This is a genomic window from Haloarcula sp. 1CSR25-25 (assembly GCF_032027985.1).
Classification (GTDB): domain Archaea; phylum Halobacteriota; class Halobacteria; order Halobacteriales; family Haloarculaceae; genus Haloarcula.
Genome location: NZ_JAHYBW010000003.1, coordinates 116,599 through 136,590 on the forward strand (window position 1 = coordinate 116,599; position 19,992 = coordinate 136,590).

The window sequence follows — 19,992 nt, forward strand, 5'->3', positions numbered from 1 at the left end:
TTATTTGTTCGGCGCTTCGACGGGCGCTTCGATTTTCGCGACGTCGAGGAGGATTTCGCTGTTCGATTCGTCGACTGCGACGACTGTCCCGGCGACGACGAGCTTCGAGATGGGCGTCGGCCCGAGGATGACCGCCTGGCCTTCGCTGAAGCCCTGCACCGAGCTCTGGAGGTGGAACCGGGCCCGGCACTTCTCCGGGTCGTGGACGTTCGTGAAGTTGATTTCCTCGACGGTGACGTCGACCCGATCGTAGTCGTGGGCGACGGTGACGCTCTCGGCCTCGTCTATCTGCTGGCGGTCGATCGCGTCGAAGGCGTTGGACGTCGGCTTGTATCCGCCCGTGGGCCCGGGAATCCCTTCGACGAGCCCCAGCGACGTCAGACTCTGCATCTGGTTCCGTACCGTCCCGGGGTTGCGGTCGATTTCCTCCGCGATTGTCTCACCGGTGACCGCCTCACCGGTCTGTTGATACTTGTTTACCAGCGTCGTAAGCATCGTTCGCTGGCTGTTGTTCAGATCGATGCTAACCATACCGGTCTCTATCGGGAGCGGCTACTTATCCCATTGGGTTCACTCATTCGAACCCAATCGCTATCACAGACGGGGTTACTCCATGTATCCCAGCTGTTTCAGCCGGTCCTCGACGGCGTCGCCGTCGTCGCTTCCGAGGGCCTCCTCGATACTGAGTGGCGCACGTTCGCCGACGGCGGGGTCGTCGGAAAACACCGGGAGCACCTCGCCGCGCATGTCAGTCGGGACGGCACAGCCGTGGGCGGCCAGCACCGTCGGCGCGATGTCGAGGATGCTGATTCTGTCGAGTTCGCCCTGTGGCTGGAAGTCCGGTCCGCTGGCGACGAAGATGCCGTAGGGCGTGTTCTCGGCCGCCCAGCGGTCGGGACCGCTCTGGACGGTCCCGCCGCCGATGCCGTCGTTGACGTGGACGCCCGGGCGCTGGTCGACGACTACCTCGGGGCCGGCGTCGACGTAGGGGCCGTGGTACACCTCCTCGCCCCGGTAGACGTCGGTGAACAGCGGCCCGTGTTCGTCCTCGACCTCGCGGAGGTCGGCCATGAGCGACTCACGGACCGATTCCACGTCGAACCGGGGGTTGATGTACACCGGCCCCTGCCCGCTCGCGACGACCTTCGTCTGTTCCAGGTCGATGGCTTCGAGCTTGCGGTCCCGCTTGACGCCGTCCCGTTGCGGGACCAGCTGCTGGATGGATTCGGGAACGACACGGGCGAGCGTATCCACCAGCCCGGCCCGCTTTGCGACCGCAAGCAGGTTCTCACGGTCGAGTCCGACCCGGGTGAGCACGGCGTCGACGCTCGTGTCCCGGACCTGATAGCCGTTCTCGGCCAGCCACTCGTTGATGTAGAACTCGGTCTGGGTGGCGTCACAGCCGTGGTCTGACATCAGTACGAGGTTCAGGTCCTCGCGGTCGTCGAGCCGGCCGACCCACTCGTCGACCAGTCGCCACGCACGCAGGCTCGGCTCGTCGTCCCAGAAGAAGTGATGGAGGACGTTCAGGTAGAACAGTGTCACGTGGACGAAATCGAGGTCCCGCTCGTCCATGAGATGCGTCGCCACCTCGAAGCGCGTCTCCAGCAGGTCCAGGATGGCCTCGACCTCCGCGCCGCGCTCGTCGTTGGAGGACAACAGCGGGTCCGGGTGGACGCTGTAGTCGAACCGGTCTTCGAGTTCCCCGGCCAGCTCAGGCGGCGAGGTGTACCCGGAGCTGATAGACCGGTACTCGCCCTCGACGGCGTCCGGGCCGCCGGCGACGACGAGCTCGTCGATGTCCCGCGGAGGGTACATCGTCGGCATGTTGACGACGCCGGCCGACTGCCCCTCGTCGTTGAGGTAGTCCCACAGCTCGGCGGTGTCGTAGTCGCCGCCGTTCATCACGTTGATCTCGCCCGCGGCGAGGTCGACGTTCTCGAACCAGAAGACGCCGAACCCGCCGGGGTCCTTGCCCGAGGAGTAGCACTTCCAGTTCGGGAAGGTCACGGGCGGGAGACAGCTCCGCGTCCCCGCCCAGGTTCCGGTGTCCCGCAAGGCGGCCAGGTTCGGGAGCTCGCCGGCCGCTATCCACGGGTCGAGCAGTTCCCAGCTCGCTCCGTCGAGTCCGACGACGAGGGTCTTCGTCATGTTGAGACGGAGACAGGCGAGTCACTAGTCCCTTTCGCACCCCGCCCGAGAGTGCTGTCCGACACATGGTATCGAAGCCTCCCGGGTCGAAGCGGACAACGCGGCACTTTTGAGCGCGCCGCCGGAACGAGTGGTATGAGCAACCGGTCGGACATCGCACCGGACACCGTCTCGGTCGAACTGACCGAGGACGGCGTCGTCGTGGAGTACCTCGACGGCCGTCAGGCGTTCTATCACGGCGTCCCGACGGCGGTCGAGGGGAGTATCCAGACAGCTCCGGGCAAGGACACACACGTCCTGATAACCGACGAGACGGAGACGTCGGGCATCCTCGTGTACGTCAACGACCTCCGTACCCACGACGATATCCTCGAAGAGACGGGGGTCGGCCGGGTCATCCTCGACGACGGGGAGGAAGACGAACTGTTCCCGGGGGTCACGGTCCGGGACAGGCAGATGCGGACGCAAGTCGAAGTCGACTACGACGTGACGAACGGTCGGGTGTTCGTCTTCGAGGAGGACGAGCTCGGCGAGCGGAGCTTCGAAATCGTCGAGGCGTGAGCGCGGCGGTTCGGGAGACGCGTGACCGCGCCGTCGAGGCCCGCTACTGGATGTAGGACGGGTCCTCGTCGTCGCAGTTCTCCTCGTGCTGGCGGGCGTCGCTCTGGTCGTCGAACATCAGGCCACAAGTCTCGCACTTGTACCACGTAATGTCGTCTCGCTCGGTCTGGACAACCATACCAGAGACTCGAATGGCCGCCCGTATATTATTTTCCCGCGACACAACGGGAACCCTCAAGGGAGTCGGATTGCAAGAAGACGGCATGAGCGGGTCCAGAGACGCCGGTGTCGAACTCACCGTCGAGGGTGCGAACAAGCGCGACGCCGGGCGCGGCATCGCACGACTGCCGGAGTCCGCACGGACCGAACTAGGGGTGTTGAGCGGGTCGCCAGTCATCATCGAGGGCGACGACGTGACCGTCGTGAAGGTCTGGCCGGCTGACGACGACGGCTCGTTCGTCCGCATCGATTCAGACACCCGGGCAAACGCCGGCGTCAACATCGGCGATACGGTCACGGTGACCAGCGGCTCGGTCTCCGAGGCCACCGAGATAGCCGTCCAGCCGGTCGAACCGATACCGGGCAGCGAGGACTACGAGAGCCTCGTCGGGAAGCGGCTGGTCGACCAGATCATCCAGGCCGACGAGCGGACCCACATCGAGGGGTTAGGTACCTTCCTCGTCCGTAAAACCGCCCCGTCCGGACCGGTTCGCGTCACCGGCACGACGGCAGTGACTGTGCTGCCAGGCCTCGACGGCGGCGACGCGAGCCGGTCGACGGCCGGCGATGCGACAGCCGCGAACGCGCCGACTGCCGAGACGGACTCGGGTGTAAGCTACGAGGACATCGGTGGCCTCGACGAGGAACTGGACCGCATCCGCGAGATGATAGAGATGCCCCTCACGGAACCCGAGGAGTTCCGCCGCCTGGGTATCGACCCGCCCAGCGGCGTGTTGCTCCATGGCCCGCCCGGAACGGGGAAGACCCTCATCGCGCGGGCCGTCGCCAACGAGGTCGACGCGTACTTCGACACCATCTCCGGTCCGGAAATCGTCTCGAAGTACAAGGGCGAAAGCGAGGAGCGCCTTCGCGAGGCCTTCGAGAAGGCGGAAGCGAACGCGCCGTCAATCCTCTTCGTCGACGAGATCGACTCCATCGCCGGCTCCCGCGACGAGGACGCCGACATGGAGAACCGCGTCGTCGCCCAGTTGCTCACGCTGATGGACGGCCTCGAAGACCGGGGCCGCGTCGTCGTCATCGGCGCGACGAACCGCGTCGACGCCATCGACCCCGCGCTGCGCCGCGGCGGCCGTTTCGACCGCGAGATCGAGATCGGTGTCCCCGGCGAGCACGGCCGCCGCGAGATTCTGGACGTCACCACGCGGGACATGCCGCTGCACGAGGACGTCGACCTCGACCGCATTGCCGCACAGACACACGGCTTCGTGGGGGCGGACCTCGCCTCGCTGACGACCGAGGCCGCGATGGCCGCGCTCCGGGCCGACCGCGACGACGGCGACGTCCACCGCGAGGACTTCGAGACCGCACTCGCCACGGTCGACCCCAGCGCGATGCGGGAGTACGTCGCCGAGTCGCCGTCGGCCACCTTCGACGACGTGGGTGGGCTGTCCGAGGTCAAACAGACCCTGACCGAGACCATCGAGTGGCCGCTGTCGTACGGGGAGCTGTTCACCGCGACCAACACCGACCCGCCGAGTGGCATCCTCCTGTATGGCCCGCCGGGGACCGGCAAAACCCTGCTCGCCCGGGCCGTCGCCGGCGAGAGCGACGTGAACTTCATCCACGTCGCCGGCCCCGAGATCATGGACCGCTACGTCGGCGAGAGCGAGGAAGCGGTGCGTGAGCTGTTCGAACGCGCCCGCCAGACCGCGCCGAGCATCATCTTCCTGGACGAGATCGACGCCATCGCCAGCCACCGCGGCCAGGGCAACGAGGTCACCGAACGGGTCGTCTCGCAACTGCTCGCGGAACTTGACGGCATCACCGAGAACCCCAATCTGGTCGTGCTGGCCGCGACCAACCGCCGGGACATGATCGACGACGCGCTGTTGCGGCCGGGTCGGCTCGAACAGCACGTCGAGGTCCCGAACCCCGACCGGGCGGCCCGCGAGGAGATTCTGGCCGTCCACACCGCCGGGAAGCCACTCGCCGAGGACGTCGCTATCGAGGCCCTCGCCGAAGAGACCGACGGCTTCTCCGGCGCAGAGCTTGAGGCCGTCGTCCGCGAGGCGTCGATGCTGGCTATCCGGGAGATAGCGTCCGCCTACGGGCCGGAAGAGGCCACCGAGAACGCCGGCGAAGTGGAAATTACGCCCGAACACTTCCGGGAAGCGCTGGAGCGGGAACGAAAGCGGTAGTCCCGGACTGCGTGGCTTGCTGTAACTGTTCGTCCGGTTTCGCTACGACTGCCCCTGCGAAGGATTCCCGTTGATTTCGTCGGAAAGGCGAGGAGAGGCGAAAGCGCGACTCCGGGAGAGGAGTGAAAAGGCTGTCCGGACAGCCTTGGCGGACGAGCGACGCCGAGTGGCCGAGCAGCGAGACGGGCGTTAGCGCCGGCATCGACGTGAAAAGCGCCTTGCCGGCAGCTACTCGTAGCAAGTGCACACTCAAAAAAGGCCCGGTGTCGGGGCCCGGCTACGCGTCGTCGTCGCGTGACTCCGTGTCGGGTTCGTCAGTGGGTTCCTGCTGTGCGTCGTCGCCGCCATCCCCGCTGTCCTCGCCTTCTGGGGCGGATTCGGACCCACCGCGTCGACTCACCAGTGGGAGCGACCGGCCACGGAGAAGCCGCCGACCGCCGACGACTGGGACGGCCAGAACGACGAGCCACGGCGCGAGACTCGCGGCGGTCACGAGCAGGCCGCGAGTGAACACGTACACGTCGGTTACCGACGAGAGGAACGCCGAGACCAGCGACCGCTCGTGGTACGGCACCTGCTGGGCCGACGGCTCCGGCGCTGGCTCGTGAATCTCGACACGTAGCGTCGAATAGGCCACCCGCTGTTCGAGCGAGCGCTTCTGGGCCTGCAGTCGCTCGATGTCGCGCTGGACCGACGACAGCTCCTCCTCGATGCGGAGCAGTTCCGCCGTGCTGTTTGCCCGCTGGTAGAAGGTCCGCAGTCGGTCGCGGCGTTCCCGGAGGTTGGTCAGCCGCGCTTCGAGGTCGACCAGCTGGTCGGTCACGTCCTTCGTCGTCGTCTCCTCGGAGCGGACCGTCCCCTGCTCGCTCACCATCGACTGCATCGGTTCGTACTCCTCGCTGGGCACTCTGACGACGATGTAGCCGGTGTACCAGGTTTCGTCGTCGTCGCGGTGGAGCTGGCGGTTGGAGTCGCTCACATATCCGCCCGACGCGCGCGCCCGGGCGGCGATTGCGTCGGCCGTCGTCGAGTAGTTCGTCACCTCGACGACCATCCGCCCGTTGCGGATGATGGCCCGGTCGGCCGCCGCCGTGCCGGCCCTGACGGTCCCGCTGTCGCCGGCGTCCACCCCGGAATCAGCTTCGACGGGCTGGCTCGACCCGCCGTCGCCGCCGCTTGACATCTGTGCGCCGTCACCGCCGCCCTGTGCCTCGCTCGCATCGCCGCTCCCACCCATGCCGGCACAGCCGGCCAGCAGGAGGAGGGCGACGACAGCGAGGACCCTGACTCGCGAAGCCATACGGGACGTACTCGTCCTGAGAGCGGCATAACGACGGCGGACGCTCAAAAACCGTTTTTTGTAAAAGGGCGATTGCAGTTACGACCAGTCCGTCCGGCGGTCCGCAAGCGCCGGGAACTCCTCGCGGACCTGGTCGACGCGGGCGGGGTCGAGAGTCGCGGTCACCAGTGCCGGGTCGTCGTCGGCGCTGGCGAGCGTCGTGCCCCACGGGTCGTACACCGTCGACCGACCCAGCAGTTCCGCGTCCTCGAACTCCCCGACGCCGTTCGCCGCGGCGACGTACAGCTGGTTTTCGACGGCGCGGGCGCGGCCGAACAGCTTCCAGTGTTCGACGCGCGGATAGGGCCACGCACTCGGAACCAGTGTCAGCGTCACCCCTCTGTCGACGAGATGACGGTACAGCTCCGGGAACCGGAGGTCATAGCAGGTGGTGATACCGACGGTGAATCCCTCGAAGTCGACGGTCGGAACCGTCTCGCCCGGCTCGAGCAGTCGGGACTCCGCGGAGTCGTAACCGAACAGGTGCTGCTTGCGGTACACTGCCCGGCGCTCCCCGTCGCGGTCGAAGAACACGGCGGTGTTGGCAAGCCCCTCGGCCGCGGGTACGTCGAACCCGCTGTCGGCGCTCGCCGCCAGGTCCTCGACGACGCTTCCGGCCAGCACTGCCACGTCGTGGTCCGCGGCGACGCTGCGAACTTGGGTGAGCGTCTCGCCGTCCAGCCCCTCCGCCTCCCGGGCGTAGCGGTCGAACGCGAAGTAGCCGACGTTGAACAGTTCCGGGAGCACGACGAGGTCCGCGCCGTCCGCGGCCGCATCCCTGATGGCGGTCGCCGCGCGGCCGACGTTCTCGGCCACCGAGTCCGAGGACACGTCTATCTGGGCGAGCGTGACCCTCATGCTTCGACTTCGAGGTCGTCCCGCAGCGCCTGTTCGAGGTTCTGCATCTCGTCGTCGAGGTTCCGCTTGAAGAACCGCTCGACGCCCGGGAGCTTGCCGTCGACGATGAACCGGTTCGTCAGCTTCGTGCCGCTGTCGGCCGTCTCTTCGAGTTCGTGTTCGCCCTGGACGGTCATCACTTTCGAGCGACCGACGAAGCGGGCGTACTCCGGGCGGCGCTGTTCGACGTCCTCGGTCTTTACCGTCATCGTCTGGTTGACGACCGGAATCGGGAGCTTGATGGACCAGTTCGCGTGCGTGTCGTCGATAACCTCCCAGTCGGTGACGACGCTAATCGGCCGGGCCCGTTTGTCCGGGTCGGTGATGAATTCCCAGACACGCTCCGGTGTGGCCGGCACAGTCATCGTTCGTTCGACCCGGACAGTCATGGGAGGTACTGGGGACTACTGGCCGATGAATCCACCGATTGTCGCAGTGCGTAAAACCCGACGACGGCTATCCTGTCGTCGTGACGCGCCAGGTCGTCGACCGCGCCCGTCCCCACTTCTCGATCTCGACTTCGTCGGCCTCCTCAGCTAAGCGTGGGAGCCGCGCTCCCACTTGCTTCGACGAGAGGCCGAGCTGTTTAGCGATGTTCTTCGCGCGGAAGTAGCTCTCCCCACGCGAGACGCTGTCCCGGAGATATTCGAGAATGCGTCGGTCTTCCTCGCTGTAATCGGCCATACCAGAGATACGGTCTCAGCGTTTTTAACGGTTCCCTTCACAGTCCCGCGGTTGATACCGGGCGTCAGGCGTCGTAGGCGTGAATCGCCACGATAGCCACGGCCGCGGCCAGCATCGCGAGCCCGAACGCGCCGCCGGAGGTCACGAGCAGGTTGCCGGTCTCAAGCTCCTGTGCGTGCAGAACCGCGTAGTTGTAGCTGTTGGTTGCTGTGAACACGGACGCGCCGACCGCGACGAGCCCGAACAGAAGGGCCAGGCCCGTCCCCATGTCGCTCTTTGACGCCTTGGAACTCATGTCCCACGCTTTCGGTGTTGCCCACTTAGTTCATTCGGGCTGGAGCCACAGGACATATACCGACCCGTGGCAGATAGCTGTGCAACTATGGGTCGGTTGAAAGTAGCTGGTGTACTGGTCGTCGCGGTCGTCGCGGTCGCCGGGGGCAGTGTCGCACTCGGCGTGCTGGGCACGCCAGGCGTCGCGTCCGTGGACAACCACTTCGCGGACATCTCGAACCGGACGACCACTGTGGCGACGGACCTGACTGTGACCAATCCGAACCCCGTCGGCGTCCAGCTGGGCGGCGTCGGACTCAATTACACCGTCTCGATGAACGGCGTGGAGATGGCACAGGGCGACAGGCAGGGCGTCGGTCTGGACACCGGTAACTCGACGCTGCAGTTCAGCACCGAGATGCGAAACGACCGTATCCCGCCGTGGTGGGTCACCCACATCGACAACGGCGAGACGACGACGGTGGGTATCGACGCCACCGTCACCTCCTCGACACTCGGCGGCCGGTCAGTGTCGTTTAGCCAGGAACGAACCATCGAGACGGACCTCCTCAGCCAGTTCAACTCCACCGAGACGCGCCCCGTCGAGGCAGGGCAGCCGCTCGTCTCGGACCCCGTGCTCTACATCAACGAGACCCGCGGCGCGTGGGACCGGGATAACCTCACCCGGTCCGAGACGCCGCTGAACCTCGCGTTCGACGTGTACAACCCCAAGCCGTATCCCTACACGATCACCACGGTCGGCTACACCATCCGGATGAACGACGTCACGGTCGGGGAAGGCGAGACCGACCGCGGCTACGTACTCGATGCCGGCGAGGAGACGACGCTCGAAGCGAACACCGCCATCCAGAACGAGAACCTGGACCGGTGGTGGGTAACTCACCTCCAGCGCAACCAGCGGACGGACCTCTACATCGACTTCTATCTCGTGGTCAAGGGCGGCGGCGAGCAGTTCCGGGTCGACCTGGATTCCATCGACTACCAGCAGGAAATAGAGACGGACATCTTCGGCAACAAGGCGCAGTACCCGACCGGTGACGGGACTGCTGACGGCGCCGACGAGGGGGCCGGTAGTTCGACAGCCGAGGAGTCGACTGCAACGCCGACGGCGACACCGACGGAAACCCGAACGGACGACGGCCTACTGGATGGCGGGGACACAGCGACGGATGATAGTCTGCTTGACGGCGGAGCAACAGCGACGGAGACCGACGCGGCTACGCCGACGCCGACTGAAACCGATACAGACGACGGCGGCCTTCTCGGGTAGCAGGCCCCGTCTATTCGATGGTCGTGTGCTCTGACTCCTCGTTGAGCGCGAGGTTCGTCGCGATCTCGGCGCTTCGAACCGCGAACTCGGCCGTCTGCTGGAGGCTGACGAGCACTTCACGCACTTCCAGCAGCGCCTCGTTGTCCATCTCGGGCAGGTCGTCGAGAATCTCGTGTTCCTTGTCGCCGATGTCCTTGTAGAGCTCCCGGACCTGAATCGCGGTGTCGTAGTTGCGGTCGACGGCCGCCTGGACCGCCAGTTCGGTGATGTCGTTGACCTGGTCGGTGAACTCCCGGATGCGGCGCATCGTCGAACTGTCGACGTTGAGGGAGTGGTCCTCCGTCTCCAGTGCGATCTCGGCGATGTCCTCGGCGTTGTCCGCCGTCAGCTCGAGGTTCTTCGCGATAGAGCGGTAGCCGATGAGCGGGAAGCCGTCGTTGAGGCCGATCGCCCGCGCGAGGTTGGGGTTCTGGTAGGCCGTGAAGATGAGCCGCAACAGGAGGACGAATATCTTGTTCGCCTGCCGTTCGCGGTTGAGCGCCCGCTGGGCGAGGTCGGGGTTGCCGTGGGCGAGTGATTTCACCGCCTCGTTTCGCATCGTCGAGCCGGTGGATTCCAGCCGTTCGAGGAGGTTATCGAGCGTGAAGTCCTCCGGGTCGACGGAACAGCGAATCGCGATTCTGTCCGGCGTCTCCTCGATGACGCCGAGGCCCATCAACTGGGTTTCGGCGTTGTAGACGGCGTTGATGTGAGATGATTCCAGCGTCTCGCCCTCGGGGGCTTCGACGTGGATGACGCGCCGGCCGAGCACGTACTGGGCAACGATAGCCCGCTCGACGGAGTCGGCGTCGAGGTTCTCGGCGTGGATGATAGCCTCTGACTCCTCGGTCTGGACGGACTCGGGCATGACTGTCAGCGTGCCTTTGCCGCCCATCCGCAGCGACACCTCGTCGCCCTTTTCGACGTCGTGTGCACTGGCCCACTCAGCCGGCAGCGTCATGGCGAGTGTCGACGGTCCCAATCGCTGGACTTTCCGGGTTTCCATATGTCCTTTGTGGGGCGTGAGATACCTTAATCTTGACTATACATGATAAAATACCGGAGCCGATATATCATGGCTTGCCCGCTCGGCTGACGAGGCATCAGACGACTTCGACGAGCCTGCGCTCGTGCCGGCCGACGCGGACCCGTATCCACCCACGCAGTTCCGCGTCCAGTTCCGGGTCGCCGGTGTCGACGCGGAGCGTCCCGATGCCGTCCAGCTTCCGGCGGGAGGCGACGACTTCGAGGTCACACCGCCTGATGACCGCCGGCGATAGCTGCTGGTTCCCCCGGCCGAACACGAACCCCTGCCCGCCGATGGGCGAGACGACGATGACGTTCCGGTCCCCGAGGGCGTCGAGGATGTCCGACTCGGCGGCGTCCCGGGCCAGCACCTCGCCGTCTCGCCACACGTCCACGCCCAGCGTCGTCCCGTCGAACCCCAGGTGTTGCTTGATAGCGCCGACAGTGCTCCCCGGGCCGAGGACGTACGTGACGCCCGGGTCGACGGCGTCGGCAACGCTCTCGGCGAGGGACTCGACGCTCCCGCCGCCCAGTTGCTTTGCCGACTGGCGCTGGTCGGCGACGGGGACTGTGGCGACGGCCCGCAGTTCCGTGACGACCTCCCCGCCCCTGAAGGCGTCCTCGTCGATGTCGTTGACCTCCGCGCGCTCCGTCTCCGAGAACCGGGCCACGATGCGCCCGGCCGCGCGCGGGGACACGCCGAACACGGAGGAGTACACCTTGACGCCGGCCGGGACGCCCAGAATCGGGACCTCCGAATCGAGTTCGTCGAGGGTCGTCGCGACGTCTACGGCCGTGCCGTCGCCGCCGACGAACAGAATCACGTCCGCATCCGCCTCGACGAACGCACGGACCGCATCCCGTGTGTCCTCGCTGGTGGTCTCGTCGGCGCTCGCCGGAGCGCCAACGACCGTCGGATCGAACCCCGCCTCGCGAGCGACTCCCGCCCCCATCGGCTCGCCGTACGTGAGTAGCTCCACGTCCGTCCCCACCTCGGCCAGTGACGCCAGCGCTGTCCGCGCCCGACCCGGTGCGCGTTGCTCCGCGCCGCGTCGGCGCGCCTCCTCGACTTTCCCGTCAGTGCCCTTGAGGCCGACGCGGCCGCCCATGCCGGCGATGGGGTTGACCACGACAGCGATTCGTCGCATTCGACTCACCTACGGGACCCCGCGGCAAAAGCGGCCCGGGAGCGTGCCTTTCAAGCCACCCCGCACTGAAGCCACTGCTATGTCAGTTGTACTCCAGTCCGGCGTTCAGACAGGGATCATCAGCGCATCCGGCGCGGCCATCACGCTCGGTGGCCTGCTCCTGACGTTTCTCTGGCTGAACTACCTCTACCGGTAGTCACTCAGCCGTCGGTGACTCGACGCGCTCGCTGAACCACGCGGCCGCTTCCTCGACCAGTTTCTCCTCCGTCCCCTCGAACCGGACGGTCACGTGTTCGCCTGGATAGCTCCCCACCTTGATCGGGAACTGTTCCTGTACCTCCGCCAGTCGGTCGAGCAGCGCGCTCTCGGGCTCGGCGGCGTCGACAGTGCGAACGTAGCGCTGCTGGCCGGCGAACTCCCCCGCGACCTCCTCGAACATCCGCTTCATCTCGGCCGGCACGCCCGGCAGGACGTAACAGTTCTCGACCACACACCCGGGCGCGACGCCCTCGTGGTTGGGCAGGACGCGGGACCCTTCAGGAACCTCGCCGGTGCCGTCGGTCAGGTCCTCTCGCGTGTAGCCGCCGTGTTCTTCCAGCCACGCGATGGCCTCCTCGCTCTCGACGACGTCCCGGCCGAACGCCGCCGCGACGGCCTCGATGGTCTTGTCGTCGTGAGTCGGTCCCAGGCCGCCGGTGACGATGACGGCGTCGAACTCCGCGTGGTACTCGTTGACCACGCGGGCGATGTCCTCGACCTCGTCGGGGACGACCGTCGTTCGGGCAACCGTGACGCCGCGCTCCGCGAGCTGTCGTCCTAACCACGCGGCGTTCGTGTTGACCGTCTCGCCACTGAGCAGTTCGTCTCCGACGGTGACTACCGCGACGCGCATACCCCCCGGTTGGACTGGCAGACACAAATACTGTCGGTCACCGGACTCGGGAGTCGGCGTCACGTCGGATCGGAGAGAAATGCTCCGTCAGGGATTTGAACCCTAGTCATCACCGTGAGAGGGTGATATGATTGGCCGGACTACACCAACGGAGCGTACACAAGTTCGTAGCGAGGAGATACGTATAATCATTGCGTTTCGGCCCCGCCCTGTGTTGGTTTCTCACTCGTCGTCGAACGGCGACCCCGCGGCGTCGGGCTCCTGACCGGCGAGGCTGATGATGTTCTCGCGGCCGACTCTGAGCTTCGAGATGTCCCCCTCGTCCTCCATATCCGAGAGGAGCATGCTCACCTTGGACTTCGACCAGTCGGTGCTGTCGACGATGTCGACCTGTTTCATCCGGCCGCCGTTCTCCTCAAGCAGTTTGCGGACGCGGTCGCTGTCGGTGAGCAGTTCCTCGTCGGGGACGGCCGGTTCGTCGGGCGTGTCGGCCGCCGACGCCGCGTCGCCCGGCGGAGCCGTCGGCGACTGCTCCGTGTCCGCGGGGGCCGACGGCGTCGAAGCCGGCGGTTCGTCGTCGTCGGGGCCCAGTGTCCGTCCCAGCGCGCCGGACCGCCAGGCGGCCACACCGCCGGCGACGACGAGCACGACGACAGCGGCCGGGAGTAGCCACGACGACCCGCCGTCGGGCGCGTCAGCGGCCGGTGTGGTTTGACTTTCTGTCCGGGCGCTATCGCCGGTTTCGCGCGGTCGCAGTTCCACGTAGGGCCGGCGGTCGTTGAACGACTGCTCGCCGTTCCAGGTGACGCTCTCGCTGTTTTCCAGCGAGTCGGGGGCGCTCTGTGAGTCCGGGGCCGGCCGGACATCGGTGAACCCCAGGTCGGGGCCGCGCTCGAAGACGAACGACTGGCTCGGCCCGATGTAGAACCCGCCGTCGAACACGTCGCTGACGACGACCGAGTCGCCCTCGACGGCGGCGAAGTTGCGCCAGCGGAACGACATCCGCACCGTTCCGGTGTTCTGGAGCGGGTCGACCGTCGCCGACCGGTCGTAGTCGGTCGCGCTCATGTTCCGGCCGGTGGCGTCCGTCCCGTACTGTGTCAACAGCGTCGACTGCTCGACGAAGTTCTGGTACAGCGGCTGCTCTGACTGCTCGAAGTCCTCGGCGAACTCCTCGAACTGCTGTTGTTCGGTGTCGTTCGCGAGCGGGGTCCTGTGGACGAGTGCCCACTTCGCGGACCCGTTCTGGTACAGTGTGACCTGGAACGTCGTCCGGTCGAACCTGTCGGGCGTCTGGACGCCGACGCTCTCGTCGGTCGGCTGTGCCACCGCCAGCGGCGCGGCACCGCTTCCCAGCAGGAGAACCAGAACCAGACTGGCGACGACCAGGCGTTCCATCTGTCGTATATCATCGATGGACCGCATAAAAGCGCTATGAATAGCACCGTTCTACGCCAGTATCCGGCCGATGTCCGGTGATTTCTCGGGGCACGGATGCTTCAGATAGCTGATGGCCGAGGCCGGCCGATGGCCGGCCGATGGCCCGTCGTTCGCTGGTTCGCCGTCACGATTACCGCCGCTGCAGGTGCGCATCCGAGCGCGGCTCCGTATCTGGTGTAGCCACTGTTCGATCAGTCGACAGCTGACCATGGACGGGGCGGTTCCTGTTCCTACACCGGTATTTTGGCTTCTACACCGCTGTTTCGCAGGAATTTCCGGAGGGTTATTTAGAGAGGAGGGTCCAACGAACGGTAACCTATGGGAATTGCTGAGTTCGCAAGAGACGGTCGCGTGGTGTTGGGTGACCGACCGGGAGCAGTAGTGGTGGCCGCGATAAGCGGCTTCCTCTTGCTGGATCTGGTCGCAAAGCTCGCTGGGACAACCGTGTTCTTTTTCGGGACCAGGCTGCTGGGTGGCTCTCTGACCGTGGGCTCGTTGCTCTCGATGGTGGTGGACGGCCTGCTCGTCGGGCTGGCGGTGGGACTGGCCGGCATCGGTCTCTCGATGACCTACAGCATCCTCGATTTCGCGAACTTCGCACACGGGGACACGGTGACTGCCGGGGCGTTTCTGGGATGGGTCGCCGCGTACATCGCCGCCGGCCTCGGGACCGGGGCCCCGATCGCCGACCTGTTCATGCTCAACTCGGGCCGACAGCTGAGCACCGTTTCGACGTTTCTCCCGGTGCTTCTCGGGCTTGTCGTCGCCGGCGTCGGGTCGATCGCTGTCGTGTTGCTCGTCGACCGCCTCACCTACCGCCCGATGCGCGATACGGACAACATCTCTCTGCTGATCGCGTCTATCGGTGTCGCACTCGCGCTGCGATATCTCATCGCCTTCGTCTTCGGAACGCAGACGAGCGGAGTCGCCAGCGGCGGCCTCCGGGTGACGGTTCTCTCGACGGTTTCCGTCACCGACAACGAGATCACGCTGCTGGTGGTGTCGCTCCTGTTGATGCTGGGTGTCCACCTGCTGTTGCAGCGGACCAAGCTCGGCAAGGCGATGCGGGCGATGGCCGACAACGAGGACCTCGCGCGCGTGACAGGGATTCCGACCGAACGCGTGATTCGGCTCACCTGGATTCTCGGCGGCAGCCTGGCGGGCATCGGCGGCTACCTGCTTGTACTTGAAAGCGGCACGATCGCCTTCAACTTCGGCTGGATTCTACTCCTGCTCATCTTCGCCGCGGTCATCGTCGGCGGCATCGGTTCGATATACGGGGCGATGGCCGGCGGGGTCCTCATCGGGCTGGTCGACAGCCTGGCCCTGATCTGGCTGCCGTCCGGGCTGACGCGGGCCTCCGCGTTCCTGGTGCTCATCGTCGTCTTGCTGTTGCGCCCGTCCGGTATCTTCGGGGGGGTGTCGACGGCGTGAGCGCCGCCGACACCGTCAGGGACCGCCTCGACGCGCTCCCGGACGTGGGACTGGTCGTCGGCTTTATCGCCATCATCTGGGCCGTCATGCTCGTGCTGGCCATCGCCGTCGGCGGCGCGCAGTGGGCGAACCTCGCCGTCGGCTTCATCGGTAGCGTGACCGTGCTCATCGGCGGCTACGCGATTCTCGCGCTGGCGCTGAACCTCCAGTGGGGGTACACCGGTCTGTTCAACATCGGCATTGCGGGATTCATGGCCGTCGGCGCGTACACCACGGCGATTCTTACCGCGCCGACCGACCCGGCCGCCGGAGCGGTCCCGGGGCTGGACCTCCCGCTGTGGGTCGGTCTCGTCGGCGGCATGACGATGGCCGCCATCATCGGCGGTCTCGCGGCCCTGCCGGCGCTCCGACTGAAAGCCGACTACCTCGCCATCGTGACAGTCGCGTTCTCGGAGATCATCCGACTCGTCGTCAACTGGGACGGCCTCGCCGAGGTTTCGCTGGTCGGGGTGCCGATCGGAACCGGTGGCGCGACCGGTATCTCGTTCAAGTCCGCAAACGAAGTGGCGTCGGGGCTCGTCAACGGCGTCGGCCAGCCGCTCGTGACTGCTGCAGAGGGCGTCGGCGTCTCCGGGCCGAACCTGGCGAATCTCACCTACGGGCTCGTTCTTCTGCTGGTCGTGGCCGTGAGCTACTGGGTGCTCGCCCGCATTACGAACTCACCGTTCGGCCGCGTGCTGAAGGCGATCCGCGAGGACGAGACCGTGACCCAGTCTCTGGGCAAAGACACCCGCCTGTTCAAGATCAAGACGTTCATGATCGGCTGCGCACTGATGGGGCTGGCCGGAGTCCTGTTCCGCGGACAGGCAGGCTACATCAGCCCACAGCAGTTCAGGCCGACGATAACGTTCTACGTGTTCGCGGCGCTTATCATCGGCGGCTCCGGGTCCAACACCGGGAGCATCATCGGCGCGGCGACGTTCTCGGGACTGCTGTTTTACCTGCCGGCCCGACTCGGTGAGAACGTCTCGCTGGGGGGCACCCGCGCACCCGGCAACATCGTTGACGCGGTCGCCGGACTCGCGTCGCTGGACCCGCTCCCTCTTCTCGCATACACCGTCAGCAACGTCAGCACGCTCCGGTTCGTCCTCATCGGCGTCGTGTTGATATACATCATCCAGAACCAGCCCGACGGGCTGCTCGGCCACCGGAACGAACCCGCGACGAGCGTGAGCCTCGACAGGCCACAGTCCGGGTCCGGAGGTGAGAGCGATGAGTGAACCCGACGCCGCACAGCGACAGGAGACAGCCGTCACGAGCGACGCTATCGAGTCGCCGCTGCTGGAAGTCGACGGCCTCCGCAAGGCGTTCGGCGGCGTCGTGGCGGTCGATGGGGCCACCTTCTCCGTGGCAGAGGGGTCGCTCACCGGCCTCATCGGTCCGAACGGGGCCGGCAAGTCGACGACGTTCAACTGCATCACGGGCATCCACGAGCCGACCGGCGGTCGGGTCACCTTCGACGGACAGGCCGTCACCGGGCTCGCGCCGTACACGCTCGCGAACCGCGGGCTGGTCCGGACGTTCCAGATTGCCCGCGAACTGTCCGACATGACCGTCCTGGAGAACGTGATGCTCGCACCGGGCGGACAGGTCGGGGAGTCGGTCATCCGGTCGGTGACCCCGGGGCTTCGCGGCGACGTCATCAGAGACGAGGAGAAGGTCCGCGACCGCGCGTGGGAGACACTGGAGTTCTTCGAGATAGACCACCTCGCTCACGAGAATGCCGGCAATCTCTCGGGCGGCCAGCGGAAACTGCTGGAGATGGCACGGGTCCTGATGACCGACCCCGAGATGATTCTGCTGGACGAACCGCTTGCCGGCGTCAACCCGACGCTGGAGGAGAAGCTGCTGGAGCGAATCCACAGGCTCCGCCGGGAAGAGGGGCTGACCTTCCTGCTGGTCGAACACGACATGGACGTCATCATGAACAACTGCGAACACATCATCGTCATGCACCAGGGGAGCGTTCTCGCCGAAGGGGACGCAGAGACAATCAAGTCCGACGAGCGGGTACTGGAGGCGTATCTGGGAGGTGACGTATGAGCCAGCGGGCGACGGAGTCAGAGACGGTCACCCTGCCGGACCCGACCGAGCGCCTGCTCGCGATTCGGAACCTCGACGCCGGCTACGGCGACCTGCAGGTGCTCAGCGACATTCACATGGACGTCGCGGACGGCGAGTACGTCGTCATCGTCGGCCCGAACGGGGCCGGGAAATCGACGGTGATGAAGTCCGTCTTCGGCCTGACGACGTACATGGGCGGCGAGGTCGTCTTCGACGGGACAGACATCAGCCAGCGCAGTCCCGACGAGATAATCTACGAGGGAATCAGCTACGTCCCACAGACCGGAAACGTGTTCGGCTCGCTGAGCGTGCGCGAAAACCTCGAGATGGGCGCGTATATCCTCGACGAAGTCCCGGAGGACCGCATCGAAGCGGTGTACGAGCGGTTCCCCATCCTCCGGGAGCGGTCCGACCAGTCCGCGGGGACGCTGTCGGGCGGCCAACAGCAGATGCTCGCAATGGGCCGGGCGCTGATGCTCGACCCCGACCTGCTGTTGCTGGATGAACCCTCTGCCGGGCTCGCTCCCGACCTGGTCGAGGACATGTTCGACCGCATCGACCGCATCAACGACGACGGGACGGCCGTGCTGATGGTCGAGCAAAACGCCAAGGAAGCGCTCAGACGGTGTGACCGCGGCTACGTTCTCGTGCAGGGGCAGAACCGCTACGAGGACGAGGGCACGGTCCTGCTCAACGACGAGCAGGTCCGGCAGGACTTCCTGGGCGGGTAACCGGGAACCGAATCGACGCCGGCGGCCCCGTTACTGGTTCATCGCGCTGTTGATTTCGGACGTGTAGGAGGACTGCTGTTGCTCGAAGCCGACCTGGTTGACGATGGTGCCGCCCTCGTTCTCGAACGCGGTAGCGAACGCCTCCTGGAGCGCCTGGCCGTAGCTGTTGTTCACGTACAGCGTCGAGGCAGTCTGTGCACCCATTTCGGACATCCCGACCTGCGCCAGGACCTGGCCCTGCAGCGCGTCACTCGGCGGGGTGCGGTAGATGTAGTCGTCGTCCTCGAGGTTGGTAATCGTGGGCGACGTGGACGCCGGCGAACAGCCGACGACGCCGCTGTCGATGAGCACGTTCCTGGCGACCTGTATCGTCGTTTCGGAGCTGGCAGCACCGGTAATCGACGGATAGCCCGCGCTGACCAGGGAGTTGGCCGCGTCGATGCCCGCCTGTGCCTGGGTCTGGGTGTCACCGACCTGGTAATCGAACTCGAAATCGACCTCGTCTTGGAGTTGCAGGGCCGGGAGCAACGCTCCGTCACGGATGGGCCTGCCGAGCGGACCGAGGTCGCCGGTCTCGGGCATCAGCACACCGAACCGGATCGTCCGGCCGGCGTCGCTTCCGGAACCGCTCGGCTCCGGCTGGGGGATGTCGTCGCCGGCGCTGAAATCGACAGTGCTGAGCGACTCGATGCCACCGCCGTCCTGGAAGCCAAAGACCTGGTACTGCGCCGAGGCCATGTCCCCGTTGCTGTCGAAGTTGACGGCGCTCGAAGCGCCCTCGTACTGGATGTTCTCGCCTGCGGCGGCCGCTTCGACGGCCGCTGGCAACTCGGAGGGACCGTACGAGTCGCCGCCCGGGTTGGCGACGACGCGCATGTGGTCTCGGACCGCCTGCCCGCTGTTCTCCCCGGCCAGCACGTTCGCGAGAATCTGGACCGCCGTCGCGTCGTAGGCCTGTGACGTGAACACGCCGGCCTCGTCGTAATCGAACTCGGAGGTGAACAGTTCGTTGAACGTTTCGACGCCCGGACCGGCCGCCGACGGGGCCGTGCCCCGGACGTTCGACATGTCGTTGCCGACGTTGCTCGGCAGTTCGCCGTCCTGTAGCCCGTCGGTGACCAGGACGTCGGCGGCGTCGTCGCCGTAGTCGGCGTAGAAGTCCTTGAACAGTTGGACGCCGCTCTGTGGGTAGCCGACGACCATCAGGACGTCCGGCGACTGGGGACCGGACTCGGTCTCGGTTCCGGTCATCCCGCCGTCGCCGTCGCCGCCATCGCCGCCGTCGCCGCCGTCGCCGCCGTCGCCACCGCCGCCGTCGGTCTGTTCAGTTGAACAGCCTGCCAACCCACCGAGCAGACCGACAGTGCTTACCGCCCCAGTGCGCTTCAGGAACGTTCGTCGACTGGTATCGCGACTCATAACAGTTACCACTGATTCGCCTCTTATAAAACTATATCCTCCAGTACCGCTGTTGTCCCGTAGTCTGATACGGTCACAGCGATGTTTCTGTCGTCGCTCGCAGACGTCGGCGACGGCACAGACCCTATCGACTCAGGCGGCTCTCGGAGCATCAGCACGGCCGCA

20 protein-coding genes and 1 tRNA gene are annotated in these 19,992 nt (G+C 65.9%); 7 read left to right on the forward strand and 14 right to left on the reverse strand.

What is annotated here, in order from left to right; genetic code table 11:
- Together KZ498_RS10430 and KZ498_RS10435 are read right to left on the reverse strand one after the other, a co-directional pair.
- Positions 1 to 531 carry an Rrf2 family transcriptional regulator gene (locus KZ498_RS10430; protein ID WP_312618680.1) on the reverse strand — a complete coding sequence of 177 codons (531 nt, stop codon included), beginning with the start codon at positions 529 to 531 and terminating at the stop codon, positions 1 to 3.
- A 75-nt stretch (positions 532 to 606) separates the two neighbouring features.
- Positions 607 to 2,151: an alkaline phosphatase family protein gene (locus tag KZ498_RS10435; protein ID WP_312618682.1), complete on the reverse strand. Its 1,545-nt coding sequence runs from the start codon at positions 2,149 to 2,151 to the stop codon at positions 607 to 609.
- A gap of 135 nt (positions 2,152 to 2,286) precedes the next feature.
- Here KZ498_RS10435 and KZ498_RS10440 point away from each other — a divergent pair, with 135 nt between their 5' ends.
- Entirely contained in the window at positions 2,287 to 2,712 is a 426-nt protein-coding gene (locus KZ498_RS10440) for a DUF5796 family protein (protein ID WP_312618684.1), read from the forward strand.
- Positions 2,713 to 2,755: 43 nt separating this feature from the next.
- Here the strand turns inward: KZ498_RS10440 and KZ498_RS10445 are convergent, their stop codons facing one another.
- On the reverse strand, positions 2,756 to 2,890 hold the full coding sequence (locus KZ498_RS10445; RefSeq protein WP_268812783.1) for a hypothetical protein: 135 nt from the start codon (positions 2,888 to 2,890) through the stop codon (positions 2,756 to 2,758).
- Between the two features lie 85 nt (positions 2,891 to 2,975).
- Between KZ498_RS10445 and KZ498_RS10450 the strand changes: the two genes are divergently transcribed.
- A complete protein-coding gene (locus KZ498_RS10450) occupies positions 2,976 to 5,090 on the forward strand; it encodes an AAA family ATPase (RefSeq protein ID WP_312618687.1) in 2,115 nt (704 codons plus the stop codon).
- A 277-nt stretch (positions 5,091 to 5,367) separates the two neighbouring features.
- Here KZ498_RS10450 and KZ498_RS10455 read toward each other — a convergent pair whose 3' ends face one another.
- The 5 genes from KZ498_RS10455 to KZ498_RS10475 form a co-directional block, all read right to left on the reverse strand.
- Positions 5,368 to 6,390: a DUF4349 domain-containing protein gene (locus tag KZ498_RS10455; RefSeq protein WP_312618689.1), complete on the reverse strand. Its 1,023-nt coding sequence runs from the start codon at positions 6,388 to 6,390 to the stop codon at positions 5,368 to 5,370.
- Between the two features lie 78 nt (positions 6,391 to 6,468).
- Positions 6,469 to 7,287, reverse strand: a complete 819-nt coding sequence (locus tag KZ498_RS10460) for a carbon-nitrogen family hydrolase (RefSeq protein ID WP_312618691.1) — start codon at positions 7,285 to 7,287, stop codon at positions 6,469 to 6,471.
- Complete coding sequence (locus KZ498_RS10465; RefSeq protein ID WP_312618693.1) at positions 7,284 to 7,715, reverse strand: SRPBCC family protein; 432 nt, start codon at positions 7,713 to 7,715, stop codon at positions 7,284 to 7,286. Before KZ498_RS10465 ends, KZ498_RS10460 begins: the two co-directional genes overlap by 4 nt.
- A gap of 67 nt (positions 7,716 to 7,782) precedes the next feature.
- Positions 7,783 to 8,010 (reverse strand): hypothetical protein, encoded by a 228-nt coding sequence (locus KZ498_RS10470; RefSeq protein ID WP_312618695.1) that lies wholly within the window; start codon positions 8,008 to 8,010, stop codon positions 7,783 to 7,785.
- 64 nt (positions 8,011 to 8,074) lie between these two features.
- A complete protein-coding gene (locus KZ498_RS10475) occupies positions 8,075 to 8,278 on the reverse strand; it encodes a hypothetical protein (protein ID WP_312619315.1) in 204 nt (67 codons plus the stop codon).
- 114 nt (positions 8,279 to 8,392) lie between these two features.
- Here KZ498_RS10475 and KZ498_RS10480 point away from each other — a divergent pair, with 114 nt between their 5' ends.
- Positions 8,393 to 9,574 carry an LEA type 2 family protein gene (locus KZ498_RS10480; RefSeq protein WP_312618697.1) on the forward strand — a complete coding sequence of 394 codons (1,182 nt, stop codon included), beginning with the start codon at positions 8,393 to 8,395 and terminating at the stop codon, positions 9,572 to 9,574.
- Positions 9,575 to 9,584: 10 nt separating this feature from the next.
- Here the strand turns inward: KZ498_RS10480 and KZ498_RS10485 are convergent, their stop codons facing one another.
- From KZ498_RS10485 to KZ498_RS10505, 5 genes are all read right to left on the reverse strand, one after another.
- Entirely contained in the window at positions 9,585 to 10,619 is a 1,035-nt protein-coding gene (locus KZ498_RS10485; RefSeq protein WP_312618699.1) for a phosphate uptake regulator PhoU, read from the reverse strand.
- Between the two features lie 97 nt (positions 10,620 to 10,716).
- Positions 10,717 to 11,787: an ATP-NAD kinase family protein gene (locus tag KZ498_RS10490; protein WP_312618701.1), complete on the reverse strand. Its 1,071-nt coding sequence runs from the start codon at positions 11,785 to 11,787 to the stop codon at positions 10,717 to 10,719.
- Positions 11,788 to 11,983: 196 nt separating this feature from the next.
- Complete coding sequence (locus tag KZ498_RS10495; protein WP_312618703.1) at positions 11,984 to 12,679, reverse strand: molybdopterin-binding protein; 696 nt, start codon at positions 12,677 to 12,679, stop codon at positions 11,984 to 11,986.
- Positions 12,680 to 12,759: 80 nt separating this feature from the next.
- A tRNA-Glu gene (locus KZ498_RS10500) sits at positions 12,760 to 12,834 on the reverse strand.
- A 67-nt stretch (positions 12,835 to 12,901) separates the two neighbouring features.
- Positions 12,902 to 14,104 (reverse strand): hypothetical protein, encoded by a 1,203-nt coding sequence (locus tag KZ498_RS10505; protein ID WP_312618705.1) that lies wholly within the window; start codon positions 14,102 to 14,104, stop codon positions 12,902 to 12,904.
- A 333-nt stretch (positions 14,105 to 14,437) separates the two neighbouring features.
- On the opposite strand from KZ498_RS10505, the gene KZ498_RS10510 reads away from it, so the two are divergent.
- The 4 genes from KZ498_RS10510 to KZ498_RS10525 are packed head-to-tail and all read left to right on the forward strand — an operon-like array spanning position 14,438 to position 18,408.
- Entirely contained in the window at positions 14,438 to 15,553 is a 1,116-nt protein-coding gene (locus tag KZ498_RS10510; protein ID WP_312618706.1) for a branched-chain amino acid ABC transporter permease, read from the forward strand.
- Positions 15,550 to 16,833, forward strand: coding sequence for a branched-chain amino acid ABC transporter permease (locus tag KZ498_RS10515; protein ID WP_312618708.1), 1,284 nt, complete (start codon positions 15,550 to 15,552; stop codon positions 16,831 to 16,833). Before KZ498_RS10510 ends, KZ498_RS10515 begins: the two co-directional genes overlap by 4 nt.
- Positions 16,826 to 17,656: an ABC transporter ATP-binding protein gene (locus KZ498_RS10520; RefSeq protein ID WP_312618710.1), complete on the forward strand. Its 831-nt coding sequence runs from the start codon at positions 16,826 to 16,828 to the stop codon at positions 17,654 to 17,656. Before KZ498_RS10515 ends, KZ498_RS10520 begins: the two co-directional genes overlap by 8 nt.
- The gene (locus KZ498_RS10525; protein WP_312618712.1) at positions 17,653 to 18,408 is read left to right on the forward strand and encodes an ABC transporter ATP-binding protein; all 756 of its coding nucleotides are present in this window, start codon (positions 17,653 to 17,655) and stop codon (positions 18,406 to 18,408) included. Before KZ498_RS10520 ends, KZ498_RS10525 begins: the two co-directional genes overlap by 4 nt.
- 30 nt (positions 18,409 to 18,438) lie before the next feature.
- Here the strand turns inward: KZ498_RS10525 and KZ498_RS10530 are convergent, their stop codons facing one another.
- Complete coding sequence (locus KZ498_RS10530; protein ID WP_396276117.1) at positions 18,439 to 19,827, reverse strand: ABC transporter substrate-binding protein; 1,389 nt, start codon at positions 19,825 to 19,827, stop codon at positions 18,439 to 18,441.
- Positions 19,828 to 19,992 lie beyond the last annotated feature (165 nt).

Bases quoted from the DNA above. Each gene is read 5' to 3' on its own strand.
- KZ498_RS10430 (WP_312618680.1), bottom strand. From the start codon at position 531: ATGGTTAGCATCGATCTGAACAACAGCCAGCGAACGATGCTTACGACG.
- KZ498_RS10435 (WP_312618682.1), bottom strand. From the start codon at position 2,151: ATGACGAAGACCCTCGTCGTCGGACTCGACGGAGCGAGCTGGGAACTG.
- KZ498_RS10440 (WP_312618684.1), top strand. From the start codon at position 2,287: ATGAGCAACCGGTCGGACATCGCACCGGACACCGTCTCGGTCGAACTG.
- KZ498_RS10445 (WP_268812783.1), bottom strand. From the start codon at position 2,890: ATGGTTGTCCAGACCGAGCGAGACGACATTACGTGGTACAAGTGCGAG.
- KZ498_RS10450 (WP_312618687.1), top strand. From the start codon at position 2,976: ATGAGCGGGTCCAGAGACGCCGGTGTCGAACTCACCGTCGAGGGTGCG.
- KZ498_RS10455 (WP_312618689.1), bottom strand. From the start codon at position 6,390: ATGGCTTCGCGAGTCAGGGTCCTCGCTGTCGTCGCCCTCCTCCTGCTG.
- KZ498_RS10460 (WP_312618691.1), bottom strand. From the start codon at position 7,287: ATGAGGGTCACGCTCGCCCAGATAGACGTGTCCTCGGACTCGGTGGCC.
- KZ498_RS10465 (WP_312618693.1), bottom strand. From the start codon at position 7,715: ATGACTGTCCGGGTCGAACGAACGATGACTGTGCCGGCCACACCGGAG.
- KZ498_RS10470 (WP_312618695.1), bottom strand. From the start codon at position 8,010: ATGGCCGATTACAGCGAGGAAGACCGACGCATTCTCGAATATCTCCGG.
- KZ498_RS10475 (WP_312619315.1), bottom strand. From the start codon at position 8,278: ATGGGGACGGGCCTGGCCCTTCTGTTCGGGCTCGTCGCGGTCGGCGCG.
- KZ498_RS10480 (WP_312618697.1), top strand. From the start codon at position 8,393: ATGGGTCGGTTGAAAGTAGCTGGTGTACTGGTCGTCGCGGTCGTCGCG.
- KZ498_RS10485 (WP_312618699.1), bottom strand. From the start codon at position 10,619: ATGGAAACCCGGAAAGTCCAGCGATTGGGACCGTCGACACTCGCCATG.
- KZ498_RS10490 (WP_312618701.1), bottom strand. From the start codon at position 11,787: ATGCGACGAATCGCTGTCGTGGTCAACCCCATCGCCGGCATGGGCGGC.
- KZ498_RS10495 (WP_312618703.1), bottom strand. From the start codon at position 12,679: ATGCGCGTCGCGGTAGTCACCGTCGGAGACGAACTGCTCAGTGGCGAG.
- KZ498_RS10505 (WP_312618705.1), bottom strand. From the start codon at position 14,104: ATGCGGTCCATCGATGATATACGACAGATGGAACGCCTGGTCGTCGCC.
- KZ498_RS10510 (WP_312618706.1), top strand. From the start codon at position 14,438: ATGGGAATTGCTGAGTTCGCAAGAGACGGTCGCGTGGTGTTGGGTGAC.
- KZ498_RS10520 (WP_312618710.1), top strand. From the start codon at position 16,826: ATGAGTGAACCCGACGCCGCACAGCGACAGGAGACAGCCGTCACGAGC.
- KZ498_RS10525 (WP_312618712.1), top strand. From the start codon at position 17,653: ATGAGCCAGCGGGCGACGGAGTCAGAGACGGTCACCCTGCCGGACCCG.
- KZ498_RS10530 (WP_396276117.1), bottom strand. From the start codon at position 19,827: ATGAGTCGCGATACCAGTCGACGAACGTTCCTGAAGCGCACTGGGGCG.